The organism is Bradyrhizobium erythrophlei (assembly GCF_900129425.1).
GTDB lineage: Bacteria > Pseudomonadota > Alphaproteobacteria > Rhizobiales > Xanthobacteraceae > Bradyrhizobium > Bradyrhizobium erythrophlei_C.
Map to the genome: position 1 here is coordinate 5,212,122 of NZ_LT670817.1, position 21,562 is coordinate 5,233,683.

Below are 21,562 nucleotides of genomic sequence, written 5' to 3' on the forward strand. Positions count from 1 at the left end.
GCAACCCTTCGCCGGAAGTCTGTTGTAGCCCTGCTCTGAGGTGACCTAATCCGGGTTCTGGCGCATTCGGCGGCTTACCCGCCTTTTCGTCCATTCCGGCGAGAATGTCTCGATGAAGTCGTAGACATACCCACGCACAAACGATTCCGGATGCAGTCCGATGAAAGGCGGCATCGGCGGAATGAGATGACCAGCGTCGAGTTTGTCGAGATCCGGATCGTGTTCAGCCTCGACGCAGAGCGACGGCAGAATGGCCACGCCCAGGCCGCGCGCGACGTAAGCTTTGACGACTTCGATATTGCCGGCGGTCATCACGACATTCGGACTGAGCCCCGCTCTTTCAAAGGCGCGTTTGACGTTCCAGCCGCCGGACAGGGTTGGATCGAGTTGTACCACCGGATAACGGGCGATCATGTCGAGCGTGACCAACCGTCGCACCAGCAAGGGGTGCTCGGGCGGCGTTACCAGGCTCAGGGCAATCTTGCGCTGGCTCAAGAGCTGCACCACGCCGACACCGCCGCGCGGCGGCTCGCTTAAAATACCCACATCAGCCTCGGTCGATTGCAGCATGTCGAGCGCATGTCGTTGCGTGGTCTCGTGCAGGGTAATCTGCACCTTGGGAAATCGCTTGTGAAACTGCTCGATACAATCGGTCAGCAGATAGCGCGCGATGAAATGTGTGGTGGCGATAGTCAGGTGCCCCCGATCGCCGCGCCTGTAGTCCTCTCCGATACTTTTCAGATTGCCGGCGTCCAATACGATACGCCGCGCGACTTTCAGAACCTCTTGTCCTGGTTCTGTCATGCCGATGATGCGGCCGCCGCGCCGGAGCAGGACGTCGACAGCCAGGTGCTGTTCGAGAAGACGCACCTGCTTGCTGATATTTGGCTGCGAAGTGTCCAGGGCATTGGCCGCCCGGGACATCGAGAAACCTTGATCGACGACCTCGCATAGAGCGCGCAATTGCTCGATCTTCATTTTTGACTATTCCCATCTGGAATGCACCTATTCCAGTTTTTTCCGTTTGTAGCATACGGGCTTACGGTTACAACTCGGGATGTTTCAAGCCGACTCCAAAATGCCGGCCGCTCGGGGAGGTGTTCTGTTTGCCGAAAATGACGGGCTCTCGCTATCTCGCCGAGTCGCTGCACGCTTATGGCGTCAGCCATGTCTTCTTTGTTCCGGCGGTTGTTCTTCAAGCGATGGCGGAAATGGAGGATTTCGGCATCCGCCGCGTCATGACCCATGGCGAAAAAGCTGCAGCCTATATGGCCGATGGTTTTGCGCGGGCGAGCCGCAGGCCGGGCATCTGTCTGGCCCAGAATATCGGCGCTTCGAACCTCGCCGCCGGTTTGCGTGATGCGTATATGGCCCGCTCGCCGGTGATTGCGCTGACCGGAGGCCCAACGCCGCGTTCGCACTACCGTAATTTCTACCAAGAAATCGAAGACTTCACGCAATTCGATCCTGTCACCAAGTTCAATGCGAGGGTCGAGGATCCGGAGCGGTTGCAGGATCTGCTGCGGCAGGCCTTTCGAACCGCAACATCGGGCTCGCCGGGACCGACACACCTGCAATTGCGCGGGGCGCTGGGCGATAGCCTCGAAGCGGAAGGCGACTACACGCTCGTCGTGGAAGAGACTCACAGCCGGGTTCCCGCCTATCGGCCGGCACCGGATGGCGGGGACATCAAACGCGCGCTCGATATGATCGCCAAAGCGACCCGCCCGATCATCGTGGCAGGCGGCGGAGTGACGATATCGGCGGCGGAAGCCGAACTGCGCGCTCTGGCGGAACGACTCAATATTCCGGTGGCGACTTCGCTTAACGCCAAAGGCTCGATCGCCGACAACCATCCTCTCTCCGTCGGCGTCTGCGGGACCTATTCACGGGCGTGCGCCAATCGCGCGGTCGCGGAAGCCGATCTCGTGTTTTTCGTCGGCAGCCGGACCGGTAGCCAGGTCACGACCAATTGGACCATTCCGGCGCCCGGTACGGCCGTCATCCAACTCGACATCGACGGCGAAGAGCTAGGCCGCAACTATCCCAATAGCGTCTCGCTGCTGAGCGATGCCAGGATCGGCCTGCGAATGCTGCTGGATGCGGCTGTTTCAAAGAGCGCGACTGAACGGTGCGCCTGGTTGACGCGCATCGGCGCTCTCGTCGAGGAATGGCGCGCGCTCGAGACCCCGTTGCTGACCTCGTCGGCCGAGCCGATGCGACCGGAACGGCTCTGCCAGGCGATCTCGGATGCGTTGCCCGAGAACGGAACGGTCGTGGTCGATACCGGCCATTCCGGCATCTGGTCAGGGACCATGATCGATCTCAACCGGCCCAATCAGCGTTTTTTGCGCTGCGCCGGCTCGCTCGGCTGGAGCTTTCCCGCGGCTATCGGCGCCAAATGCGCCTTGCCCGACACGCCGGTCGTCTGCTTCTGCGGCGACGGCGCCTTCTACTATCATATCGCCGAACTCGAGACCGCGGCGCGCTTCGGTCTCAACCTCGTCGTCGTCGTCAACAACAACGCCGCCCTCAACCAGGAAATTCCGCTTTTTGACAAAGCCTATGGCGGCACCCAGCGCGGGCGCGCCGGCGAGATGTGGCGTTTCCGCCCGCTCGATTTTGCCAAGATCGCGGAATCTTTCGATTGCGCCGGCATTCGGGTGAACCGCCCTCAAGACCTCGATGGCGCGTTACGTCATGCCCTCACCCTGAACCGGCCCGTCGTCATCGACGCGACCACCGACGTGAATGCGCTGGCTCGCCCAGCCTGGGGCCGCCCCAAGGGAGCTTATTGAAGATGCAGGTCGAATTTCTGGCACCCGGCATGCGTGACGTCGCCGATCCCGATCCTCCTTTGATCGAGATCGTCCGCGGCTTGATCTTCGGAGAAGGACCGGTCTGGGACCGCAACCAAAAGTGGCTGTATTTCGTCGACATCATCGGCGACAAAGTCCTGAAATGGATACCGGGCATCGGCGTCGAAACCGTGCTGGCGCCGTCCGGGCACCTCAACGGGATGACACTCGATCATCAGGGGCGGCTGATCATTGCCGGCTGGTCGTCACGCAATGTCTGGCGGCTTGAAGAGGACGGCTCCCTCGTCTCCCTCGCCTCGCACTATGAAGGCAAGAAGATCAGTTCGCCGAACGACATCGTCGTGAAGTCGGACGGCACGATCTACTGGACCGAAATGCAGAACGGCTTGCTGATCCCCGGCATGGAGGGCAACGATTGTCAGCGCTACCTCGACTGGCAGGGCGTGTTTCGCATGACCGCGGATGGCGCGTTGACCCCGATGGTCACCGATTTTGCCGGCTCGAACGGCCTGGCTTTCTCGCCGGACGAGAAACGCATGTATGTCAACGACACGCCGCGGGCCCATATTCGTGTCTTCGACATGAGATCGGACGGCTCGTTCGGCGAAGGCCGCCTGTTCTATACGCTGCAGGGCGACGAGCCGGGCCATGCCGACGGCATGAAGGTCGATGCTCAGGGAAACGTCTATTGCACCGGTCCGGTCGGCGTACACGTGATTGCGCCCGACGGCACCTTGCTGGGGCGCATGCACGTGCCAGGCGTGTGCACCAACATGGCCTGGGGCGACGATGATTGGCGCACGCTCTACATCACCACGCGCAATTGCGTGTTCCGCACCCGGCTGAAGATCCCTGGCATTCCCGTAGGAGCGGTTTAATGGCGTGGGAATTCGAACGCGTCGCCGGCCCCTTCAACGGCCCGACCGGCGGCCTCGTCTGGGACGGGAAGACCATCGTCTTTGCTGCGGTTCTCGAAAGCCGTCTGCTGCGTTACGATCCCGGCGGTGGCGGCGTCGAGGAAATCCGGCGCTTCACCAACCGCATCAACGGACTAGCGCTGACGCCCGACGGTCGTTTCTACGGCTGCCAGGAAGGCAGCCGCCGGATCATCGAGATGAATGCCGATGGATCCGCGGCGCCGCTTGGAGCCACGCTTGACGGGCAGCGTATCAATTTTCCGAGCGATCTGACGGTCGACCGCACTAGCCGTATCTGGTTCACCGATCCCTACCATCACCTGCCATCCCATGGGCCGCAGATATTCCCAAATTTGCCGCACGCCTCGGTGCTGCGGCTTTCCCGTCATCACGTGACCCATGACTGGATCATCGAGCGCCTGACCTTCGACACGGCGGCGCCGCGCTGCCTCGCGCTCTCTGCCGATGAGCGGACGCTCTATGTCGGCGAAGGCGATGCCTTGAGTGAAGCGCGTGAATTGCGCGCCTATCCCGTCGATGCGACCGGTCGTCTCGGCAGCCCGCGGCTCCTGCATAGTTTCGGCCGCGACCACCGCGGGACACAGCGTGGCGCGGAAGGCCTCTGCCTCGATGCCGACGGCAACATCATCGTCTGCGCCGGATCCGACCAGGCCGGACCGGGGTCGCTGATCTACATCGTGTCACCGGCAGGCCGGATCCTGGAAACACAGGCATTCCCGGATAATTGTCCGATGCGGTGCACATTCGGCGGCAAAGGTCTGGACGAACTCTACGTCACCAGCGGAACCGGCCATCTCTGGCGCGCCCGGCAGACGGGCCGGGTCGGGCTCAGCGCCGGCAAGCCTGCCGCATGATACATTTTCTGCGTCGATCCGGAGGCAAGCATGCCCTTTCAGGCGAGACCGATACGGCGGGTTGTAACAGGAACCGACGATCAGGGCCGCTCCCGCGTTCTGTACGACGGACCCGCGCCGAATGTGAACACACATGTCTCCGCGCGAATGACCGATCTATGGGTCTATGATCAAGTGCCGGCGCCGATCTCGGGCACCCGCGATGACGGCAATCTGCCCTTCAGCTTCGAACCGCCGCATCAGGGAGGACATCTTCGCGTCGTCGAGAGCATGGGGCGTCCCGCCAATTACGACGCTTCGACCGATGCGCAGAGGAAGGAACGACACGAGACGGTCCGCGCCGCCAATGGGACATTGTATCGCGGCGGTCAAAATGTCTACAGCTCACCCTACCACAAGTCGACGACCGTCGATTACGGCATCCTGCTCGACGGACAGCGAACCCTGCTGCTCGACGACGGCGCGTATCCGCTGCAGAAAGGCGACGTCGTGGTGCAGCTCGGCAACTGGCACGGCTGGACCAATCCCGATAGCGGCAGTCTCATGGCTTTCGTCATGATGGGCGCCGAAGAGGAAAGCTCATGACCATGCTCGACAAGCCGGTCAGGCGCATTGTGACCATTGACGACGCCGAGGGCCGATCGAAACCGCTGTTGATCGGACCGGTCCTCGACGTCAGCCGCGATCCTGCGCGGCCTGGCTATGCGTCCAGCCACATCTGGGCCGCGGGAACCAATTCTCGCGCTGCCGATGTTCAGAGGGCCCGGACTCATCCCGCCATCGAACCGCCGTCGAAAGGCTCGGTCTGCCGCGTCATCACCTTTCCACCGGATGCGGTTTACGCCGGAAAGGTCGGCACCGCCGAAGTCGCGGCCTTCTTTGCCACGGCGGGGTCGCCACATGCCTCGACCTACTCGCCCAAGGCGCCGCATCCCTACATGCAGAAGACGCGGACACTCGACTTCTGCCTGATCCTGGAAGGCAGGATCACCCTCGTTCTCGACACGCAGGAAGTGGATCTGGAAGCCGGCGACACCGTTGTCCAGCGCGGCGCCAATCACGCCTGGAGCAACCGTTCGTCGGAGCCTTGCGTGATCGCATTCACGCTAATCGATGCCGCCGGCTAATGGAGCGTTGAGAGAGGATGACCGGACCGGTTCGCGCAGCATTGAGGTCGTTCTGCGGTCGGAAAAGGCGAGCGGTAGAATCGTGCACCTTCACCCTTCCGGTGTCGTCGCCGGCACCCCGCCCAACGCGCTGTGCACAACCGACGGAAAGCCGCCCGGCTGGAAAGATGCGGGTCCAGGGAGACGGCATGGTCTTGCGTCGTTGTGCTGTCGCAATCCTCGCCTGCCTTGCTCTCATGATAGCCGCCGCCGGGGGCGTCTGCGCGCAGAACTATCCGACAAAGCCGATTCGCATTTTCGTCGGCGCGGGCCCTGACTTTGTCGCGCGGATTATCGGCCAGAAATTCACGGAAGCGTTGGGGCAACAGGTCGTCGTGGAGCAATTGCCCGGCGCAGGCGGTCTCATCGCAGGCCAAACGGTCTTGAAGTCACGACCCGACGGCTACACGCTGCTCTTCAGCACCGCGACCTATGTCGCGCTGCAGGCGTACCGGCCGGATACCACCTTCAACCTGGCGCGCGACTTCGCTCCGGTCGGCAAGATCGGCGAAGGACCCGCCGTTCTGTATGCCCAATCATCCCTCGGCGTGAAAACCCTGGCGGACCTTCTGAAACTCGCAAAGGAAAGACCCGGAGAGCTCAATTGCGGATCCACCGGCCCCGGCACGCAGGCGCATCTCGGATGCGAGATGCTGCGCCTGTATGGCGGTGTGGATATCGTCCACGTGCCCTATAACGGAATGGGCCCGGCGCTGGTCGATATACTGGCCGGGCGGACACAATTGCTGTTCGGCTTCCTTGTCAGCATGCCCTTTGTCACCAGCGGAAAGCTTGTTGCGCTCGCCGTTACCGGACCGAAACGGGTTCCCAATGCTCCGCAGCTTCCGACCACCGTCGAAGCCGGACTGCCGCAACTCGAATACACCACATGGTATGGACTCGATGCACCAAAGGGGACACCGCAGCCGATCATCGACCGGTTGAACGCCGAACTGGTAAAAGCGCTCGCCGATCCGAAGGTGAAGGAAAAAATCCAATCGATCGGCTTTGAAGCGGACTCGGACACGCCGGAGCAGTTCGGCGAGTTCGTGGAATCCGAACTCGGCAAATGGCAGAAGATCGTCAGGGAAACCGGCGTGAAGCCCGAATGAGGCCGACCATTCGAACATACGCGACTCGCTGCGTCCGGCGCCGGGGGTACAGATGAAGTTCAGGGTTCGCAGCCAGCGGGAGTTTACCGCCGGCCTCATCTTCTTCTGCATCGGTTCGGTCTGGCTCGCCGGCTCGCTCGATCATCGGATCGGCTCGGCAACGGCGATGGGACCGGGCTATTTCCCGATGGCCGTCTCGCTGATCCTCGCCGGATTGGGCATCGCTTCGGTGGTCCGCTCGGTGACGATCGCAGACGCGGATGTTCTTGATCCCTGGCCGTTGGCTGCCTTCGTGTTTGTGCTGGGCGGCGTCGTCGGATTCGGTCTGCTGCTCGAATCGGCCGGACTGATCGCCGCCGCAGCTGTCTTGATCCTGCTGAGCTGCTGGTCGCGATTGCAAGCGCGACCGGGTGAGACATTGCTGCTGACCGTCGCGCTGATCGCCCTTGTGGCGGGCATCTTCGTCTCCGGGCTCGGCATGCCTGTCGACCTTTACTGACGCCGGGGCAGAGCGACATGGAAATCCTCGATCATCTCCGGCTGGGCTTCGATGTCGCCTTCACGCCAATCAATTTCTTCTATTGTCTCGTCGGCGCGTTTCTCGGCACCCTTGTGGGTGTCTTGCCAGGAATCGGGCCGGTCACGACGATCGCCATGCTGCTGCCTTTCACCTTCAAGATGCCGGCGGTGGCATCGCTGATCATGCTCGCCGGCATCTATTATGGGGCGCATCATGCCGGTTCGACCACGGCGATCATGCTGAACATGCCGGGCGAACCATCGTCCATCGTCATATGTCTGGACGGCCATCCCATGGCGCGGCAGGGACGCGCCGGGGTCGCGCTGTTCATCTCTGCCGTTGGATCGTTCTTTGCCGGCTGTGTCGGCGTCGTCATCATCGCAACGCTGGCGCCTTTTCTATCCGAGAGCTCGCTGCTGATCGGGCCCACCGAATATACTTCTATGATCATCATGGCGTTGGTCAGTTCGGCCGTCGTGGTGTCGAATTCGCCGCTGACAACCATCGCAATGTCGGCGCTCGGCGTTCTCATCGGTACGGTCGGCACGGACGTCAGCACCGGAGCATGGCGATTTACCTTCGGCAGCCATTATCTCACCGACGGGGTCAGCTTTGTTGCGGTCGCGACCGGCCTCTTCGCTTTCGCCGAGGTGCTCCACCATATCGCCAAGCCGGAGCCGCGCGCAGAACCTACTGCGATCAATTCGCTCATCCCCACGCGAGAGGACATGCGCGCCGCCTGGAGGCCTATTTTGCGCGGCACCGGCCTCGGCGCGATTTTCGGGATTCTGCCGGGCACTGGCCCGCTGGTCTGCTCCTTCGTGTCCTATGCGGTGGAAAAACAGATCGCCAAGGATCCCTCGCGCTTCGGCAAGGGCGCTATCGAGGGCGTGGCAGCGCCGGAAGCCTCGAACAATGCCGCCGCGATCACGCACTTCATTCCGATGCTGGGTCTCGGCATTCCAGCCGGCGCCGCCATGGCGCTGATGCTCGGTGCCCTGATGATCCAGGGCATCACACCCGGCCCGCAGGTGATGAGCGGTCACCCCGATCTTTTCTGGGGCGTCGTCGCCAGCATGCTGATCGGCAACGTGATGTTGCTGATCCTCAATCTGCCGATGGTCGGCCTTTGGATCCGCCTGTTGAGGGTTCCCTACCGCCTGCTCTATCCGGCGATCCTGCTGTTCTGTTGTATCGGGGTTTACAGCGTCAACAGCCAGGTTTTCGATATCTTTCTGGCCGCCGGGTTCGGCGCGCTCGGCTTCGTCTTCAAGCGGCTCGATTGTCCGCCTGGGCCACTCGTCCTCGGCATGATCCTCGGCCCTACGCTGGAGGAAAACATGCGGCGCGCTCTGCTGATGTCGCGAGGCCATGCCGGTATTTTCCTAACGAGCCCGATCAGCCTCGTCATGCTGCTCCTCGCGGTTGCTTTCATCGTGATTTTTGCCCGACGGGAAAAGAGCATCGAGACGACCGTTGAAATCAGTGCAACGGAACAGGCGAAAACGGACACGGCGTTGTCGTAGGAAAATCAAATCTGGATCACGCGGCTTTGGGTGCATGAGTTGGCAGGTATCTCAGTCGAGCTCGCTGGCCCGATAGAGCAGTGTCGCTAGGTGCGTTGCACAAGAGACCGCTCGCAGAAGACAATGGAATCTAAGCCTTAGGCTCCGGATAACGAACAATATCTCTCTTACGGCCTCTCTTCCGAATGCGTTCTGAACGAAGTGTGGCCATAAGTGACCATGCATCTTCACGTAGTCGCTTGCCAGACTGAGATGGTTCCACTTCAAGCGGCTCGGGTCGCATGTGGCGCAAACGCGCCGATTGTGAGAGACTGCTTCCTTCCGTGGCGCGTGCAATCGACGCCCCGGGCAATAAGACAAAGACAACGAGGGAGCAAGCGAATGTTCGGGACCGACAAATCCTCAACGACCAGGCGTGATGTTCTTCAGGCGGCGACGACCGCAGGTGCGGCGGCCGCCTTGCTCGGTAGATTGGGCGTGAGCCCGGCGCTCTCAGCGGAAATGGGACGCTCGGAAAAGCCGCTGAAGGCCGCATTCTCCAACGCAGGCCTGCAGGCGACCTGGTGCGCCCAGGGCAAGCAAGCGGCCGAATGGTGGGGCAAGCTGTTCAACGTCGAGGTCACCTGGTTCGACGGCCAGCTCGACGCCGTCAAGCAGCGCGCCGCCATCGACAATATGGCATCGCAGAAATGGGACTTCGTCGCCATCCAGGCGTTCGGTATCGGCACGCTGACCCAACCCGTGCAGAAAATGATCGATGCCGGCACACCGGTCATCGACATGGATACCCTGATCGCGCCACTCGAGCAGATCAAGGTTCATTCGTTTCTCGCACCCGACAACGAATTCATGGGCGCCTCGGTGACGCAGGCGCTTGTCAACGCCCTCGGTGGCAAGGGCAAGGTCATCATGACACAAGGCGCGCTCGGTCATACCGGCGCACAGGGCCGCGCAAAGGGTTTTAATGCCGTTGTCAAGCAGTTCCCCGACATCGAGGTGCTCGATACCCAGCCGGCGGATTGGGACGTATCGAAGACGGCGCGGCTATGGGAAACCTATCTCACCAAATATCCGCAGATCGACGCCGCCTTCTTCCACAATGACGACATGGCGCTTGCTGCCTACAACATCATGAAGGCGCACAACCGCACCAACATCCTCATCGGTGGGGTAGACGCCATGCCGCCAGCGATCCAGGCGGTGAGCGAGGGCCGCATGTTCGCAACCGTCCGCAATCCTTCCTGCCGCATTCACGGCGGAGCCATCGTCGCTGGCGTCGCCGCCGTGACCGCAGGAGAGAAGAGCGGACAGGGTATCCCGAAGAGTGTCGTCACCGACGGTCCGGTGGTAACGAAAGCCAACGCGGCAGGGATGCAGTGGATGGAGGACCATTTCCTGATCTGAGCCGATATGCCGCAACGCCGGTCACCCATTCTGGAACTGCAACGGATCACGAAGTCCTTCGGCGGCGTCGAGGCGCTCCGTGGAGTCGACTTCGCGCTTTCCGCCGGCGAGATCCATGGTCTCGTCGGCGAAAACGGCGCGGGGAAGAGCACGCTGATGAAAATTATCGCCGGCGTGCATGCCGATTTCTCCGGCCGTTTCGTGCTGGATGGGAGGGAAATCCGCTTTCGATCGGCGCGGGACGCGCATGCGGCCGGCATTGCCATGGTCCACCAAGAGCTTAGCGTCGCGCCCGATCTGTCGGTGGCCGAAAACGTGTTTCTCGGCGCCCAGCCGAGCAATCGCTTCGGTCTGGTGCAGTGGCGGCGCATGGCGCGCGACGCGGGCGAGCAACTAAAAAGGTTCGGCATCGACATCGATCCGCTTTCGCGGCTCGGCGACCTGCCGATCGGCCTGCAGCAGCTGATCGAGATCGCCCGCGTCCTGTTCTCTGGCGCCCGCATTATCATCCTCGATGAGCCGACCTCCGCGCTCTCGCCGCCGGAGGTGGAGCGTCTGTTCGTGACCTTGCAACGGTTGCGCGACGAAGGCACCGGCATCGTCTTCATTTCGCATTTCATTGAGGACATCCTGCGCATTTCGGACACGGTGACAGTGTTCCGCAACGGCAGGAAGGTCGCCGAGGCGCGGCCAACCGCGACCAGCAAGGCCGCCTTGATCGAAGCGATGATCGGCAAGGGGCGCGAAGCGCTCGAGGAGACCTACACGCATGATGTGATGCTACCGCCGCCCAGCGATCGGCCCGTGGTTCTGACCGCGACCCGGCTGTCGTTTGCCCGTAGGCTCCAGGATGTCTCGTTTGAGGTCCGCTCCGGCGAAGTCCTTGGCATCTACGGCTTCATGGGGTGCGGCCAACTCGAACTGGCGCGGATTCTCTTCGGCAAGCTTAGGCCCGACAGTGGCGCGCTTGCCGTGACGGGCCGCCAAAAAGCCTTTGGCAGCACAGCCGATGCACGGCGTGCGGGGATAGCCTTCGTTCCCGAGAGCCGCCGCGCCATGCTGTTCCACCAGGAGCCCGTCTACAAAAATATCTCGATCAGCATCCTCGATCGTATTTCGTCGCTGTTTCTCAAGCCGTCCCGCGAGCGCACGATCGCCACCAGGCAGGTCGAGCAATTGCAGATCAGGCCTGCGGCCGTCGAACTCGACCTCGGGATGCTATCAGGGGGCAATCAACAGAAAGTCGCGCTTGCGAAGTGGCTCAGCTACCCGCCGCGTGTCCTGGTGCTGTGCGAACCGACGCGCGGCATGGATGTCGGGGCCAAGAACGACGTAATCCACATTATTCGCGATCTGCGCGCGCGGGGACTAGCCATCATCGTCCTCTCGACCGAGCCAGAAACAGTTCTGTCGCTTTCCGATCGCGTCATTGTGCTGAAGCGCGGCGCGGTAGTGCGCGAATTCAGCAACGAACAGATCAGCAAGGACCGTCTCTTGGAAGCGGCGTGAGGAGACACGTATGGTGGCCGGTGACAATGTGACAGTCTCCGCGGCGGATCGGAAGCCGCCGCGCAGTATTGCTGCATGGTTTCGCTCGCAAATGCGCAATATTGCGCCCTTCCTGACGCTGATCTGCCTCAGCGGCTTCTTCGCGGTTGCGAGCCCTTCATTTGCGACGATCGACAATGTCGGCAACATCCTTACCCAGGTTTCGGTCACGGGCATCATCGCCGTCGGCCTAACCTTCGTGATCCTCTGCGCTGAGATCGATCTGTCGATCGCGAGCATCGCCAACGCAACCGGCATTGCGGTCGCCTATTTCACCGCGCAGGAATCCTATGTGAACATAGCCAACGTGCCAATGCCCGGGTGGGCTGCGATCGGGCTGGCGCTGGCGTTTTGCGCGATGCTCGGTCTCATCAACGCGCTCGGGCTCACGATCATCGGGATCCCCTCCTTTATCATGACGCTGGCGATGATGCAGATCGCAGCCGGTATATCGGCGCTACTGGTGCGCGGGCAGATTGCGTACAGGGTGCCCGACCTCGTTGCAACGCTCGGATCATCGTCGGTGGGCGGCGTTCCCTGGATCGTGATCGTTGCGGCATTGATGCTGCTGAGCGGCCATCTGGTGCTGACCTATACGCGCTTTGGCCGCTACGTTTACATGGTCGGCGGCAATCGCGAGGCGGCAGAAAATTCCGGGCTCAACGTCAATCTGATCCTCGGCAGCGTCATGGTCATCTCGGCGATTTGCTCGGGCATCGGTGGCATGTTGGGCGTCGCACACTTCGGCAGCGCGCAACAGAACGAGTTCGACACCTATCTGCTCGATTCGATCGCCGCTGTGGTTGTCGGCGGCACCAGCCTTTTCGGCGGCCGTGGCGGCATCGGCAATACCATCGTCGGCCTGTTCGTGCTCGGCGTGCTCAACAATGGGCTCGACCACGTCAACATCGACAGTTTCCTGAAGATACTAATCCGCGGTCTGATTCTGCTCGCTGCGCTCGTCATCAACGTCTATGCGCAGAAATTGCGGGTCAGGGCGGTCGAATGATCGCGGCCTCCTATCCTGGATAGGCACCGGCGATAAGCTGGATCAGGAACCAGCGATCATGGCTCGTGAGCCGGACACGACCGGCAGCTTGCGGATCAAAACCAGCAGCTGATGTCGAGGCACTGCGTTCTTAGCCTCAAGCCGCAGCTTCGACTTGATGGCGAGGCTAGGACGGCCGGAAAGAAACAGATCAGCCCGATATCCCGCCAGCTTGGGCGATTCCATCGCGTCATCAACTCGGATAGGGTTTTCGGCGCACACCGGTGAGCGGTTCAGGCGCCATCCGAGAAAGCATTGCCGCTGAGCCTTGATCGCCCACTCTTCCCTGCCGGCCACGCGCTCATGGCGAGACGACCGATCTGGGCCAGCTTCTCGCGAGAGGCGCCGTCGCGCGCCTGGACCGCAAGCCCGCGCGCCACGGCGCTGCAATAGGCAGCCAGCATGTCGCAATCGGCGTCTTCAGGCACCTCGCCATTTGCCACACCCTTTCGGATGCGTGCCGCCATCGCGCTTTCCGAAAAGGCGCGATGCTCGGCCATCATGTCGCGTATGTTGCTCATGCCCGGCGGGCAATGCGTGCCCGCCAGCGAAATCATGCAGCCGAGCGGGTGATCGCCGCGGGTGAACTCTTCCGCGGTCGCCTCGAACAGCCGCGCGAAGGCCGTCTTGGTATCGATCGAAGGGTCATTGAGAATGGCGAAGAACCATTGACCCGACCATTCGAGGTAAGACCGCGTAGCCTCGCAATAAAGCGCTTCCTTGCTGCCGAAGGAATTGTAGAAACTCGACGCACTGACCCCCATCGCGGCGATCAGTTCGTCGAACGACGTGCCCTCATAGCCGCGCTCCCAGAATAGCTTCATCGCCGCCTGCAGTGCGACGGCGCGGTCGAACGCCGCCGGCCGTCCCCGGCCACGCTTGCCCCCCTCACCTTTCTTCCCTGTAATTATTTTTGGTGTCATCGCTCCAAAAACCCTTGAACGGCGCCTCCCCGAATTTATCTCCCGCGCACGATATTGGAGTGGTTCCTCCAGATATCAATCCCGTGCGCAGCTTTTCCACCACTTGAATGACAACCACCTGGCTTCACCCCTCGACACCCCGGCGCCGCCGGCGCGCGCGGTTCCCGGCGCCGGCGCGACCGAATTCCGGACGGCATAGCAAGGACTTATGGACAGTCTCATGGATCAGATCAGCGACCCTTCGACACTTGAACGAGAACGGCTGGACGAACCGGCGGCACGGCCGCGCCGATGGCGATGGAAGCTGACGGCGCTGGGCGCAGCAGTAGCGCTTGGCCTTACCTTCGCCTGGCTCGGCCTAGCGCCCCACCGGGGCAACCGGGCTGCGGCGGCGCCGACGCCCACCTCGGTCGTGACGGTTAGCCGGCCCTTGCAGCGCGAGCTCGATGTCAGGGCTGGTTTCCTCGGCCAGTTCTCCGCTATCGATCGCGTCGAGCTGCGCGCCCAGGTCGGCGGCACGCTCACGGAAATCCATTTCAAGGACGGGCAGATCGTGCACAAGGGCGATCTTCTGTTCGTCATCGATCCGCGGCCCTATGAAATCAAGCTGGCGCAGGCGCAGGCGGCGCTGCAGACCGCGACTGCCCGTGTGGCGCTCGCCAACAACCAGCTCTTTCGGGCGCAATCGCTCAAGCACAACGAGTTCGCAACCCAGGAGACGGTCGATCAGCGCACCAACGACCAGGATGCTTCGCAAGCCGCGGTCGAAGACGCTAAGGCGCGGGTGCGGGATGCCGAGCTCGATCTCGAATATTGCCGCGTGCGGGCGCCCTTTCCGGGGCGCATCGGCGCGCGTCAGGTCTCGCTCGGAAGCTTGGTCGCGGGAAGCCGCGCGGCGACCAGCCCGACCACGCTGCTGGCGACGCTGGTCTCGCTCGATCCGCTCTATCTCGATTTCGATATGAGCGAATCCGATTTCCTGACCTTCTCGCGCGAGCGCGCCCGCATCGGCGGTCCGCTTGCCAACAAGGTCATGATCGCGCTTAGCGACGAGAACAATTTCAGCCGCGAGGGCACGCTCGACTTCATCGACAATGCGCTCGATCGCTCCAGTGGCACCATTCATGCGCGCGCCACGGTGCGAAATGAGGACCTGTTCCTGGCGCCGGGCCAGTTCGCCCGGCTGCGCGTCGCGATTGCGTCGCCAACGCCGGTCTATCTACTGCCGGACGCCGCGGTCGTGCTCGACCAGTCGCAGCGCCTGGTGATGACGGTCGGCAGTGATGCGACCGTCAAACCGAAGATCGTGACGACCGGCGAACTGCGCGGCGGATTGCGGGTGATCCAGTCCGGCCTCGAGCCGAGCGACCGCGTCATCATCGACGGCCTGGTCCGCGCCATTCCCGGCACCAAGGTCGCGCCGCAGGACGGCACCATCCACTACGACCCGACCGCCGACCAGGGCTGAAATAAAAGGCTGAACAGGAGCTTCCCGTGACCCACAGCTTCATCGACCGGCCGATTTTTGCGACCGTCCTCTCCGTCTTCCTGACGCTGATTGGCCTCGGCGCGCTCGCCATTCTGCCGATCTCGCAATACCCGGAGATCGTGCCGCCCACGGTCCAGATCACCACGACCTATCCCGGCGCATCCGCCGAGACGGTGTCGCGCACGGTCGCAACGCCGCTCGAGCAGCAGATCAACGGCGTCGAGAACATGATCTACATGTCAAGCCAATCGACCGGCGACGGCAAGCTCACCGTCACCGTCACGTTCCGGATCGGGACCGACCTCAACGTCGCGCAGATGCTGACGCAGAACCGCGTACAAGACGCGCTGCCCCGGCTGCCCGAGGACGTGCAGCGGCTCGGCGTGCAGGTGCGCAAAGCGACGCCCAACATCCTGCTCGCGGTGCACCTCTACTCGCCCGACAGTTCGCGCGACACGCTCTACATCTCGAACTATGCGACGCTGCATGTGAAGGACGTGCTGGCGCGCCTGCCCGGCGTCGGCGACGTGCAGATCTTTGCCGGCCGCGAATACGCCATGCGCATCTGGCTCGATCCCGACAAGGTGGCAGCCCATAACCTGAACGCGAGCGAAGTCCTCACCGCGCTGCGCGCCCAGAACGTCCAGGTCTCGGCGGGCGTACTGAATCAGCCGCCGGTCGCCTCAAGGCAGGCCTATCAGATCAACGTGCAGACGCTCGGGCGGCTCTCGACGCCCGAACAGTTCGCCTCCATCGTCCTGAAATCGGACAGCGAGGGCCGCGTGACGCGGCTGAGCGACGTCGGCCGCGTCGAGATCGGCGCCGCCGACTACGGCTCGACGGCGTTCATGGACCACGGACCCGGCATGCCGCTCCTTATCTTTGCCCAGCCGGGTGCGAACTCGCTGGCCGTCGAACACGAAGTGCTCGACACGATGGAGACGCTGGTCAAGGACTTCCCGCCCGGCCTCAGCTACAAGGTCATCTATGATCCCACCATCTTTGTCGGCAAATCGGTCGACGAGGTGATCAAGACGATCTTCGTCGCGATCCTGCTCGTGGTCGGCGTCGTGTTCCTGTTCCTGCAGAGCTGGCGCGCCGCGATCATTCCGGTGATCGCGATCCCGGTGTCGCTGGTCGGCACCTTCACCTTCCTCTATGTGCTCGGAATATCGCTGAACAATCTGTCGCTGTTCGGCCTCGTGCTCGCGGTCGGCATCGTCGTCGATGATGCCATCGTCGTGGTGGAGAATGTCGAGCGCAACCTCGAGCGCGGCATGACCCCGGCAGAGGCCGCCTACGTCACGATGAACGAGGTCGGCGGCGCGCTGATCTCGATCGCGCTGACCTTGTGCGCGGTGTTCGTGCCGTCGGCGTTCCTGTCTGGTATCACCGGGCAGTTCTTCCGCCAGTTCGCGGTGACGATCGCGGTTTCGACATTGATCTCATGCTTCGTCTCGCTGACCCTGAGCCCCGCCCTGTGCGCGGTTTTGTTCAAGGCGCATGAGCCGGGCCACAAGGCGCGCGGCTCGTGGATCGTGCGGCTGGTGCAAGCCGGATTTACCCGCTTCAATCATGGCTTCGAGTGGCTGTCGACGAGCTATGGACGGCTGACGCGACGGCTGGTGCAGATCACCGGCGTGGTGCTCGTGGTGTATGCGGCGCTGATCGGCGTCGCCGGCTTCCAGTTCGCCCGCGCACCGACCGGCTTCATTCCGGAGCAGGACCAGGGCTATCTCATCACCGTCGTACAACTGCCGCCCGGCGCCACGCTCGACCGCACGGAGGCTGTGGTCAAGAAGGCGATCGACATCATCATGTCCACGCCCGGCGTCGAGCATGTCGCGCCGTTCGCGGGGCTGGACGCGACCACTTTCACCATCGCCTCCAACGCCGGAACGATCTTTTCCGGCCTGCCCTCGCTCTACAATCACGAGGTCAAGGGCCTGACGGCGACCAGCGTGCTGGCCGACCTGCGCAAGCGCCTGTCGGTGATTCAGGAAGCCTATGTGCTGACGATTCCGCCGCCGCCGGTGCAGGGCATCGGCAATGCCGGCGGATTCAAGATGATGCTGCAGGATCGCGCCGGGCTCGGCTCGGAGGCGCTCTCGAAAGCGGCGCAGGCGCTGGTCGCCGCCGCCAACAAGGATCCGAGCTACGCCGGTGTCTTCACCCTGTTCGGCACGCGCTCGCCGTCGGTCTACGCCGATATCGATCGCGAGAAGGCCGAGAAGGTCGGGCTGACGCCCACCGACGTCTTCAACACCCTGCAGGTCTATCTCGGCTCGCAATATGTCAACGACTTCAACTATCTCGGCCGGACCTACCAGGTTATCGCGCAGGCCGATGGCTCTTTCCGCCAGGATCCGCAGGACATCGCGCGGCTGAAGGCTCGCAACGCGTCCGGCGAGATGGTGCCGGTCGGCACGGTGGCGCGGTTGAAATCCGAAAACGCAGCCTACCGCGTACCGCGTTACGATCTGTTCCCCGCCGCCGAAGTGATGGGCGTCGCAGCACCGGGGGTCGCGACCGGCACCGCGCTGCACCGCATGGAAGAGCTTGCGCACGATATGCTGCCGCCCGGCATCGGCTTCGAATGGACCGAGCTTGCGTTTCAGCAGCAACAGCCGGGCACCTCGTCGCTCCTGGTGTTCGGCGCGGCCGCCCTGTTCGTGTTCCTGGTGCTTGCCGCGCAGTATGAGAGCTGGAATCTGCCGCTCGCGGTCGTGATGATCGTGCCGATGTGCCTGCTCGCCTCCGTGACGGGGCTGTTGTGGCGGGGGATGGCGATCGACGTGCTGGCGCAGATCGGCTTCGTCGTGCTGGTTGGTCTCGCCGCCAAGAATGCTATCCTGATCGTGGAATTTGCGCGCCAGACCGAGGAAGCCGGCGCGACGCCGGGCGAAGCGGCCGTGACCGCGGCGCGCACGCGGCTGCGGCCGATCCTGATGACGTCGCTGGCCTTCATCTTCGGCGTGGCGCCGCTCGTGGTCGCTACGGGTGCAGGCTCGGAGATGCGTCAATCGCTGGGCACGGCGGTCTTCGCCGGCATGCTGGGCGTGACCGCCTTCGGCCTCCTGTTCACGCCCGCGTTCTATACGGTCGTCAGAAAAATCCAGCGCAAAAAGCCGCAAGCAAGACCCAACGAAGCCGCGCCCGCGAGCTATATCGATGCTAATCGCGACGACCATGCGAGCGGCGTGCGCGTGCCAAGCCGGACAATTTGAGACGAACGAACGGCACCGCTGATTTTGTGAAGTCGTCATGCGCCGATTGCGCGCAATGGGCATCGGAAGCATCAATTCACAGGCCGTCCTTGGCGGACTTCACCACCACCACGCCCGAGCTTAAGTTTTCGGAACGCACACAGGCAGCCGGCGGACCTCTCGCTGACACCGATCCCTAAGCTGCTTCCTCTGCCGTGGACGGAGCATCAGTCGCTCCTAGCCTGATTTTTCAGACTGATTTGCATCGATCCCCCGCATTGACGTTTCGGGGTATATCGTTATGATCATAACGATATACCCATGGGAGGATCGTATGACTGAAAGCGCCAGCAAGCTCACCCATGATTTCACCGATCGCACAAAATACGATGCGCTCATGGAGGTCGTGAGGAACCGTCTGACGACGCGGGCATTCGATTCCGGCTACGTCATGCCGTCAGAGCATTATGAAATGATTTTGGAGGCCGCGCGACATGCTCCGTCGGGGGCGAACGCTCAGCCCTGGCACTTCATTGCCGTCACCGATCAGAACTTGAAGAACAAGATCACGGAATATTTTCGGGAAGAACAGGTCATGCGGGCCAAGCTGAAAATGAAATTCCCAACGCCCGACTACCGCGGCTTGGCGTCTGCTCCCGGCTTTATCGTCGTTGCTAGTGACTTTCGCTGGGTCAAGGCATTTCCGGTCCTGAACGACGGCTCCGAACTCGACAAGATGTACAAGGAGAACGCCGAGCGGATCCTACTCCAAAGCGTGGCGGCGGCGACCATGTCGGCGCATCTCGCCGCCGCCGCCCTTGGATATAATGTTTGGTGGGTGACAGCGATCGGCCAGGAGAAGGCGCAGCAGGCCATGAAGCCTCTGCTCGGCATTCCCGCCGAGCTGTCTGTCCTTGATATCATGTGTTTTGGCCCGCCCGCCAAGCCGCCGTACAAGCGCTGGAAGAAAAGTCTGACAGATATCAGCAACTGGAACAGGTTCGATGCGTCCCACTTCATGACGGACGCGCAGATCGACAATTGGGTGGCAACCACCCGGCACAAGGTGATGTATCGGGATGCAGAGAACGTCGACTAAGGCCGCCGCGGCGGCGGCCGCGCGCGCCAAGCCCGCTTACAGCCTTGAGGATCAGGTTGGGTTCCTGCTGCGACGCGCCTATCAGCGCGCGTCCTCAAATCTAATCGACCGCATCGGTCCTTACGATTTGACGACGCCGCAGTTTGCCACGCTGGCCCGGCTCTACGAACGCGGGACACTCTCACAGAACCTTCTCGGCCGCCTCGTCGCCATGGAGCCCGCCAACATCAGGGATGTCGTTTTGCGGTTGAAAAAGCGCCGCCTGGTTACGACTAGGCGCGACCCAGACGATGGACGGCTGATCCTGCTCAGCCTGACAGCTTCCGGCACGTCTCTTGTTGAGGAACTGCTGCCGATCGAGATTGAGTGCACGGCACGCACTCTGGCCAAGTTCAACGCGAACGAAAAAACACTTCTCTACGACCTGCTGGGCCGGCTGGCCGATAGCTGAAGCACGTACTTCGGGAGGATAGAAATGGGTTGCGGACATTCGGATCACGACACCGGCTATCAAGAGTTCATCGAGGTCGTCAAAAAACGCCGGAGCGTCCGGCGATTCGAAAAAGGGAAGAAGGTCGAGCGTGAAATCCTGCTGAAAATCGCCGAAGCGGGTCGGTGGGCCCCGACAGGCGCCAATGCGCAATGCTGGGACCTAATCGTCGTCGACGACGCCGATACCAAGCAGGCGGTGCTCGATGTCTTCTTGCGTCAATCGCAGAGGCTGGTCGATCACGCAAAGGGTTTCCCCGCCGTCAAGAAAACCTATCTTGCAAACACGGTCGCAATTTTTGTTGTGCTGGGTGATCCGCGCTTCAAGGCCTGTTTCCCGCAGGGGACCAGCCCGGAATGGCAGCGCGAATATAGCGAGAACAATGAGCGTATTTTTCTGGCTTCGCTTGGCGCCGCGATCCAAAACATTCAGCTCGCCGTCACCGCTTGTGGCTTGACGTCAGCGTGGCTGTCTGGAGGCGGCGAGGACAAAACCAACGAAGAGCTGGCGGCGGTCCTTGGATATCCGCCATTCCTCAGCGCGATCGGGACTGTTCCTGTCGGCTATCCAGAAAAGAATGTCGGTCGGCGCTATCGAAGGTCGCTCGAGAAGATCGTTCACTGGAATCGATACGAGGCAGAAAAACTCAGGCCAGACGCAATGATCGAGCATTACGTCACCGAGGTGAGGCCATTTGCCATGTACCGGGGAGTGGAAAACGTCGGCGAATGGGAAGACGCCGAGGAGATCCTTGGCAAATGGAAGGATTTTTACCTCGGCTCTTAGTCCCCGAGAGACTCGACTTTGACGTGCTGGTTCCAGCCAGGATCGCCTGCCCATGTCGCGCAAAAGCAGAAATGCGTCGATCGAAGGTTATGGAATATTGCTCTGAACCTTCGATCCGCCCGCCTATCCACTGCCATGGAATGTTTGCTGCGGTCCCCGAAGGATGACCCGACCGGCTCGTTTCCGTCCCTGAACTGCGCAGCAGTTTCAGCCGCCCGCCAAGGACGACCGGGTTTCCGCGCCCGCGACCGCGCCGCTACCGGGTGGCTGGCTGTTGATCTGCTGTTTCATAATAGCTGAGGGCTTGAACACCACCACGCGTCGCGGAGAGATCGGCACCTCGATGCCGGTCTTGGGATTGCGCCCGAGACGTCCGCCTTTTTCGCGTACCATGAATGACCCGAACGAAGACAGCTTCACCGTCTCGCCCTTCTCCAGGCAGTCGGTGATCTCTTGCAAGACCAGTTCAACAAAAGCGGATGATTCAGTTCGGGACAGTCCTACCTTCTGGTAGACCGCCTCGTACAGATCGACGCGTGTGACCGCTTTGCTAGTTTTTGGCATCGCACGGCCCCCCAGTGTGCTCCAAATAATAGAGCCCAACGCAATGTGGTCAACAGTCAGTGCGCGTTCG

At 61.9% G+C, this 21,562-nt stretch carries 20 protein-coding genes; 16 read left to right on the forward strand and 4 right to left on the reverse strand.

The features are described 5' to 3' along the window. Window positions 1-45 precede the first annotated feature (45 nt). Complete coding sequence (locus B5527_RS25010; protein ID WP_079603919.1) at window positions 46-978, reverse strand: LysR substrate-binding domain-containing protein; 933 nt, start codon at window positions 976-978, stop codon at window positions 46-48. 137 nt (window positions 979-1,115) lie between these two features. Here B5527_RS25010 and B5527_RS25015 point away from each other — a divergent pair, with 137 nt between their 5' ends. From B5527_RS25015 to B5527_RS25065, 11 genes are all read left to right on the forward strand, one after another. Continuing rightward, window positions 1,116-2,798 (forward strand): thiamine pyrophosphate-binding protein, encoded by a 1,683-nt coding sequence (locus B5527_RS25015; protein ID WP_079603920.1) that lies wholly within the window; start codon window positions 1,116-1,118, stop codon window positions 2,796-2,798. Window positions 2,799-2,800: 2 nt separating this feature from the next. After that, window positions 2,801-3,697: an SMP-30/gluconolactonase/LRE family protein gene (locus tag B5527_RS25020; RefSeq protein ID WP_079603921.1), complete on the forward strand. Its 897-nt coding sequence runs from the start codon at window positions 2,801-2,803 to the stop codon at window positions 3,695-3,697. After that, complete coding sequence (locus B5527_RS25025) at window positions 3,697-4,611, forward strand: SMP-30/gluconolactonase/LRE family protein (protein WP_079603922.1); 915 nt, start codon at window positions 3,697-3,699, stop codon at window positions 4,609-4,611. The genes B5527_RS25020 and B5527_RS25025 overlap by 1 nt, the downstream gene beginning before the upstream one ends. 30 nt (window positions 4,612-4,641) lie before the next feature. Next, on the forward strand, window positions 4,642-5,196 hold the full coding sequence (locus tag B5527_RS25030) for a hypothetical protein (RefSeq protein ID WP_154072505.1): 555 nt from the start codon (window positions 4,642-4,644) through the stop codon (window positions 5,194-5,196). Then, window positions 5,193-5,738 carry a cupin domain-containing protein gene (locus B5527_RS25035; protein ID WP_079603924.1) on the forward strand — a complete coding sequence of 182 codons (546 nt, stop codon included), beginning with the start codon at window positions 5,193-5,195 and terminating at the stop codon, window positions 5,736-5,738. The genes B5527_RS25030 and B5527_RS25035 overlap by 4 nt, the downstream gene beginning before the upstream one ends. Window positions 5,739-5,926: 188 nt before the next feature. Then, the gene (locus B5527_RS25040) at window positions 5,927-6,889 is read left to right on the forward strand and encodes a Bug family tripartite tricarboxylate transporter substrate binding protein (RefSeq protein WP_172842653.1); all 963 of its coding nucleotides are present in this window, start codon (window positions 5,927-5,929) and stop codon (window positions 6,887-6,889) included. A 52-nt stretch (window positions 6,890-6,941) separates the two neighbouring features. Further along, window positions 6,942-7,388 (forward strand): tripartite tricarboxylate transporter TctB family protein, encoded by a 447-nt coding sequence (locus tag B5527_RS25045; RefSeq protein WP_079603926.1) that lies wholly within the window; start codon window positions 6,942-6,944, stop codon window positions 7,386-7,388. Window positions 7,389-7,405: 17 nt separating this feature from the next. Next, window positions 7,406-8,935 carry a tripartite tricarboxylate transporter permease gene (locus B5527_RS25050; protein ID WP_079603927.1) on the forward strand — a complete coding sequence of 510 codons (1,530 nt, stop codon included), beginning with the start codon at window positions 7,406-7,408 and terminating at the stop codon, window positions 8,933-8,935. Between the two features lie 381 nt (window positions 8,936-9,316). Then, entirely contained in the window at window positions 9,317-10,339 is a 1,023-nt protein-coding gene (locus B5527_RS25055; protein ID WP_079603928.1) for a sugar ABC transporter substrate-binding protein, read from the forward strand. A 6-nt stretch (window positions 10,340-10,345) separates the two neighbouring features. Further along, window positions 10,346-11,848: a sugar ABC transporter ATP-binding protein gene (locus B5527_RS25060; RefSeq protein WP_079603929.1), complete on the forward strand. Its 1,503-nt coding sequence runs from the start codon at window positions 10,346-10,348 to the stop codon at window positions 11,846-11,848. Window positions 11,849-11,858: 10 nt separating this feature from the next. Then, the gene (locus B5527_RS25065; RefSeq protein ID WP_079603930.1) at window positions 11,859-12,896 is read left to right on the forward strand and encodes an ABC transporter permease; all 1,038 of its coding nucleotides are present in this window, start codon (window positions 11,859-11,861) and stop codon (window positions 12,894-12,896) included. A gap of 42 nt (window positions 12,897-12,938) precedes the next feature. Here B5527_RS25065 and B5527_RS25070 read toward each other — a convergent pair whose 3' ends face one another. Both B5527_RS25070 and B5527_RS25075 read right to left on the reverse strand, forming a co-directional pair. Further along, the gene (locus B5527_RS25070; protein ID WP_079603931.1) at window positions 12,939-13,121 is read right to left on the reverse strand and encodes a hypothetical protein; all 183 of its coding nucleotides are present in this window, start codon (window positions 13,119-13,121) and stop codon (window positions 12,939-12,941) included. A gap of 47 nt (window positions 13,122-13,168) precedes the next feature. Beyond that, a complete protein-coding gene (locus tag B5527_RS25075) occupies window positions 13,169-13,858 on the reverse strand; it encodes a TetR/AcrR family transcriptional regulator (protein WP_197689208.1) in 690 nt (229 codons plus the stop codon). 220 nt (window positions 13,859-14,078) lie between these two features. Between B5527_RS25075 and B5527_RS25080 the strand changes: the two genes are divergently transcribed. From B5527_RS25080 to B5527_RS25100, 5 genes are all read left to right on the forward strand, one after another. Beyond that, window positions 14,079-15,326 carry an efflux RND transporter periplasmic adaptor subunit gene (locus tag B5527_RS25080; protein ID WP_079607478.1) on the forward strand — a complete coding sequence of 416 codons (1,248 nt, stop codon included), beginning with the start codon at window positions 14,079-14,081 and terminating at the stop codon, window positions 15,324-15,326. A 26-nt stretch (window positions 15,327-15,352) separates the two neighbouring features. After that, entirely contained in the window at window positions 15,353-18,574 is a 3,222-nt protein-coding gene (locus B5527_RS25085; RefSeq protein WP_079603933.1) for an efflux RND transporter permease subunit, read from the forward strand. Window positions 18,575-18,887: 313 nt separating this feature from the next. After that, on the forward strand, window positions 18,888-19,652 hold the full coding sequence (locus B5527_RS25090) for a nitroreductase family protein (protein WP_172842654.1): 765 nt from the start codon (window positions 18,888-18,890) through the stop codon (window positions 19,650-19,652). Further along, window positions 19,633-20,103: a MarR family winged helix-turn-helix transcriptional regulator gene (locus tag B5527_RS25095; protein WP_079603935.1), complete on the forward strand. Its 471-nt coding sequence runs from the start codon at window positions 19,633-19,635 to the stop codon at window positions 20,101-20,103. The genes B5527_RS25090 and B5527_RS25095 overlap by 20 nt, the downstream gene beginning before the upstream one ends. Before the next feature lie 24 nt (window positions 20,104-20,127). Then, on the forward strand, window positions 20,128-20,928 hold the full coding sequence (locus B5527_RS25100) for a nitroreductase family protein (RefSeq protein ID WP_079603936.1): 801 nt from the start codon (window positions 20,128-20,130) through the stop codon (window positions 20,926-20,928). 207 nt (window positions 20,929-21,135) lie between these two features. On the opposite strand, the gene B5527_RS25105 is transcribed toward B5527_RS25100, so the two are convergent. Further along, window positions 21,136-21,492 carry an integration host factor subunit alpha gene (locus B5527_RS25105; protein WP_154072506.1) on the reverse strand — a complete coding sequence of 119 codons (357 nt, stop codon included), beginning with the start codon at window positions 21,490-21,492 and terminating at the stop codon, window positions 21,136-21,138. Between the last annotated feature and the right edge of the window lie 70 nt (window positions 21,493-21,562).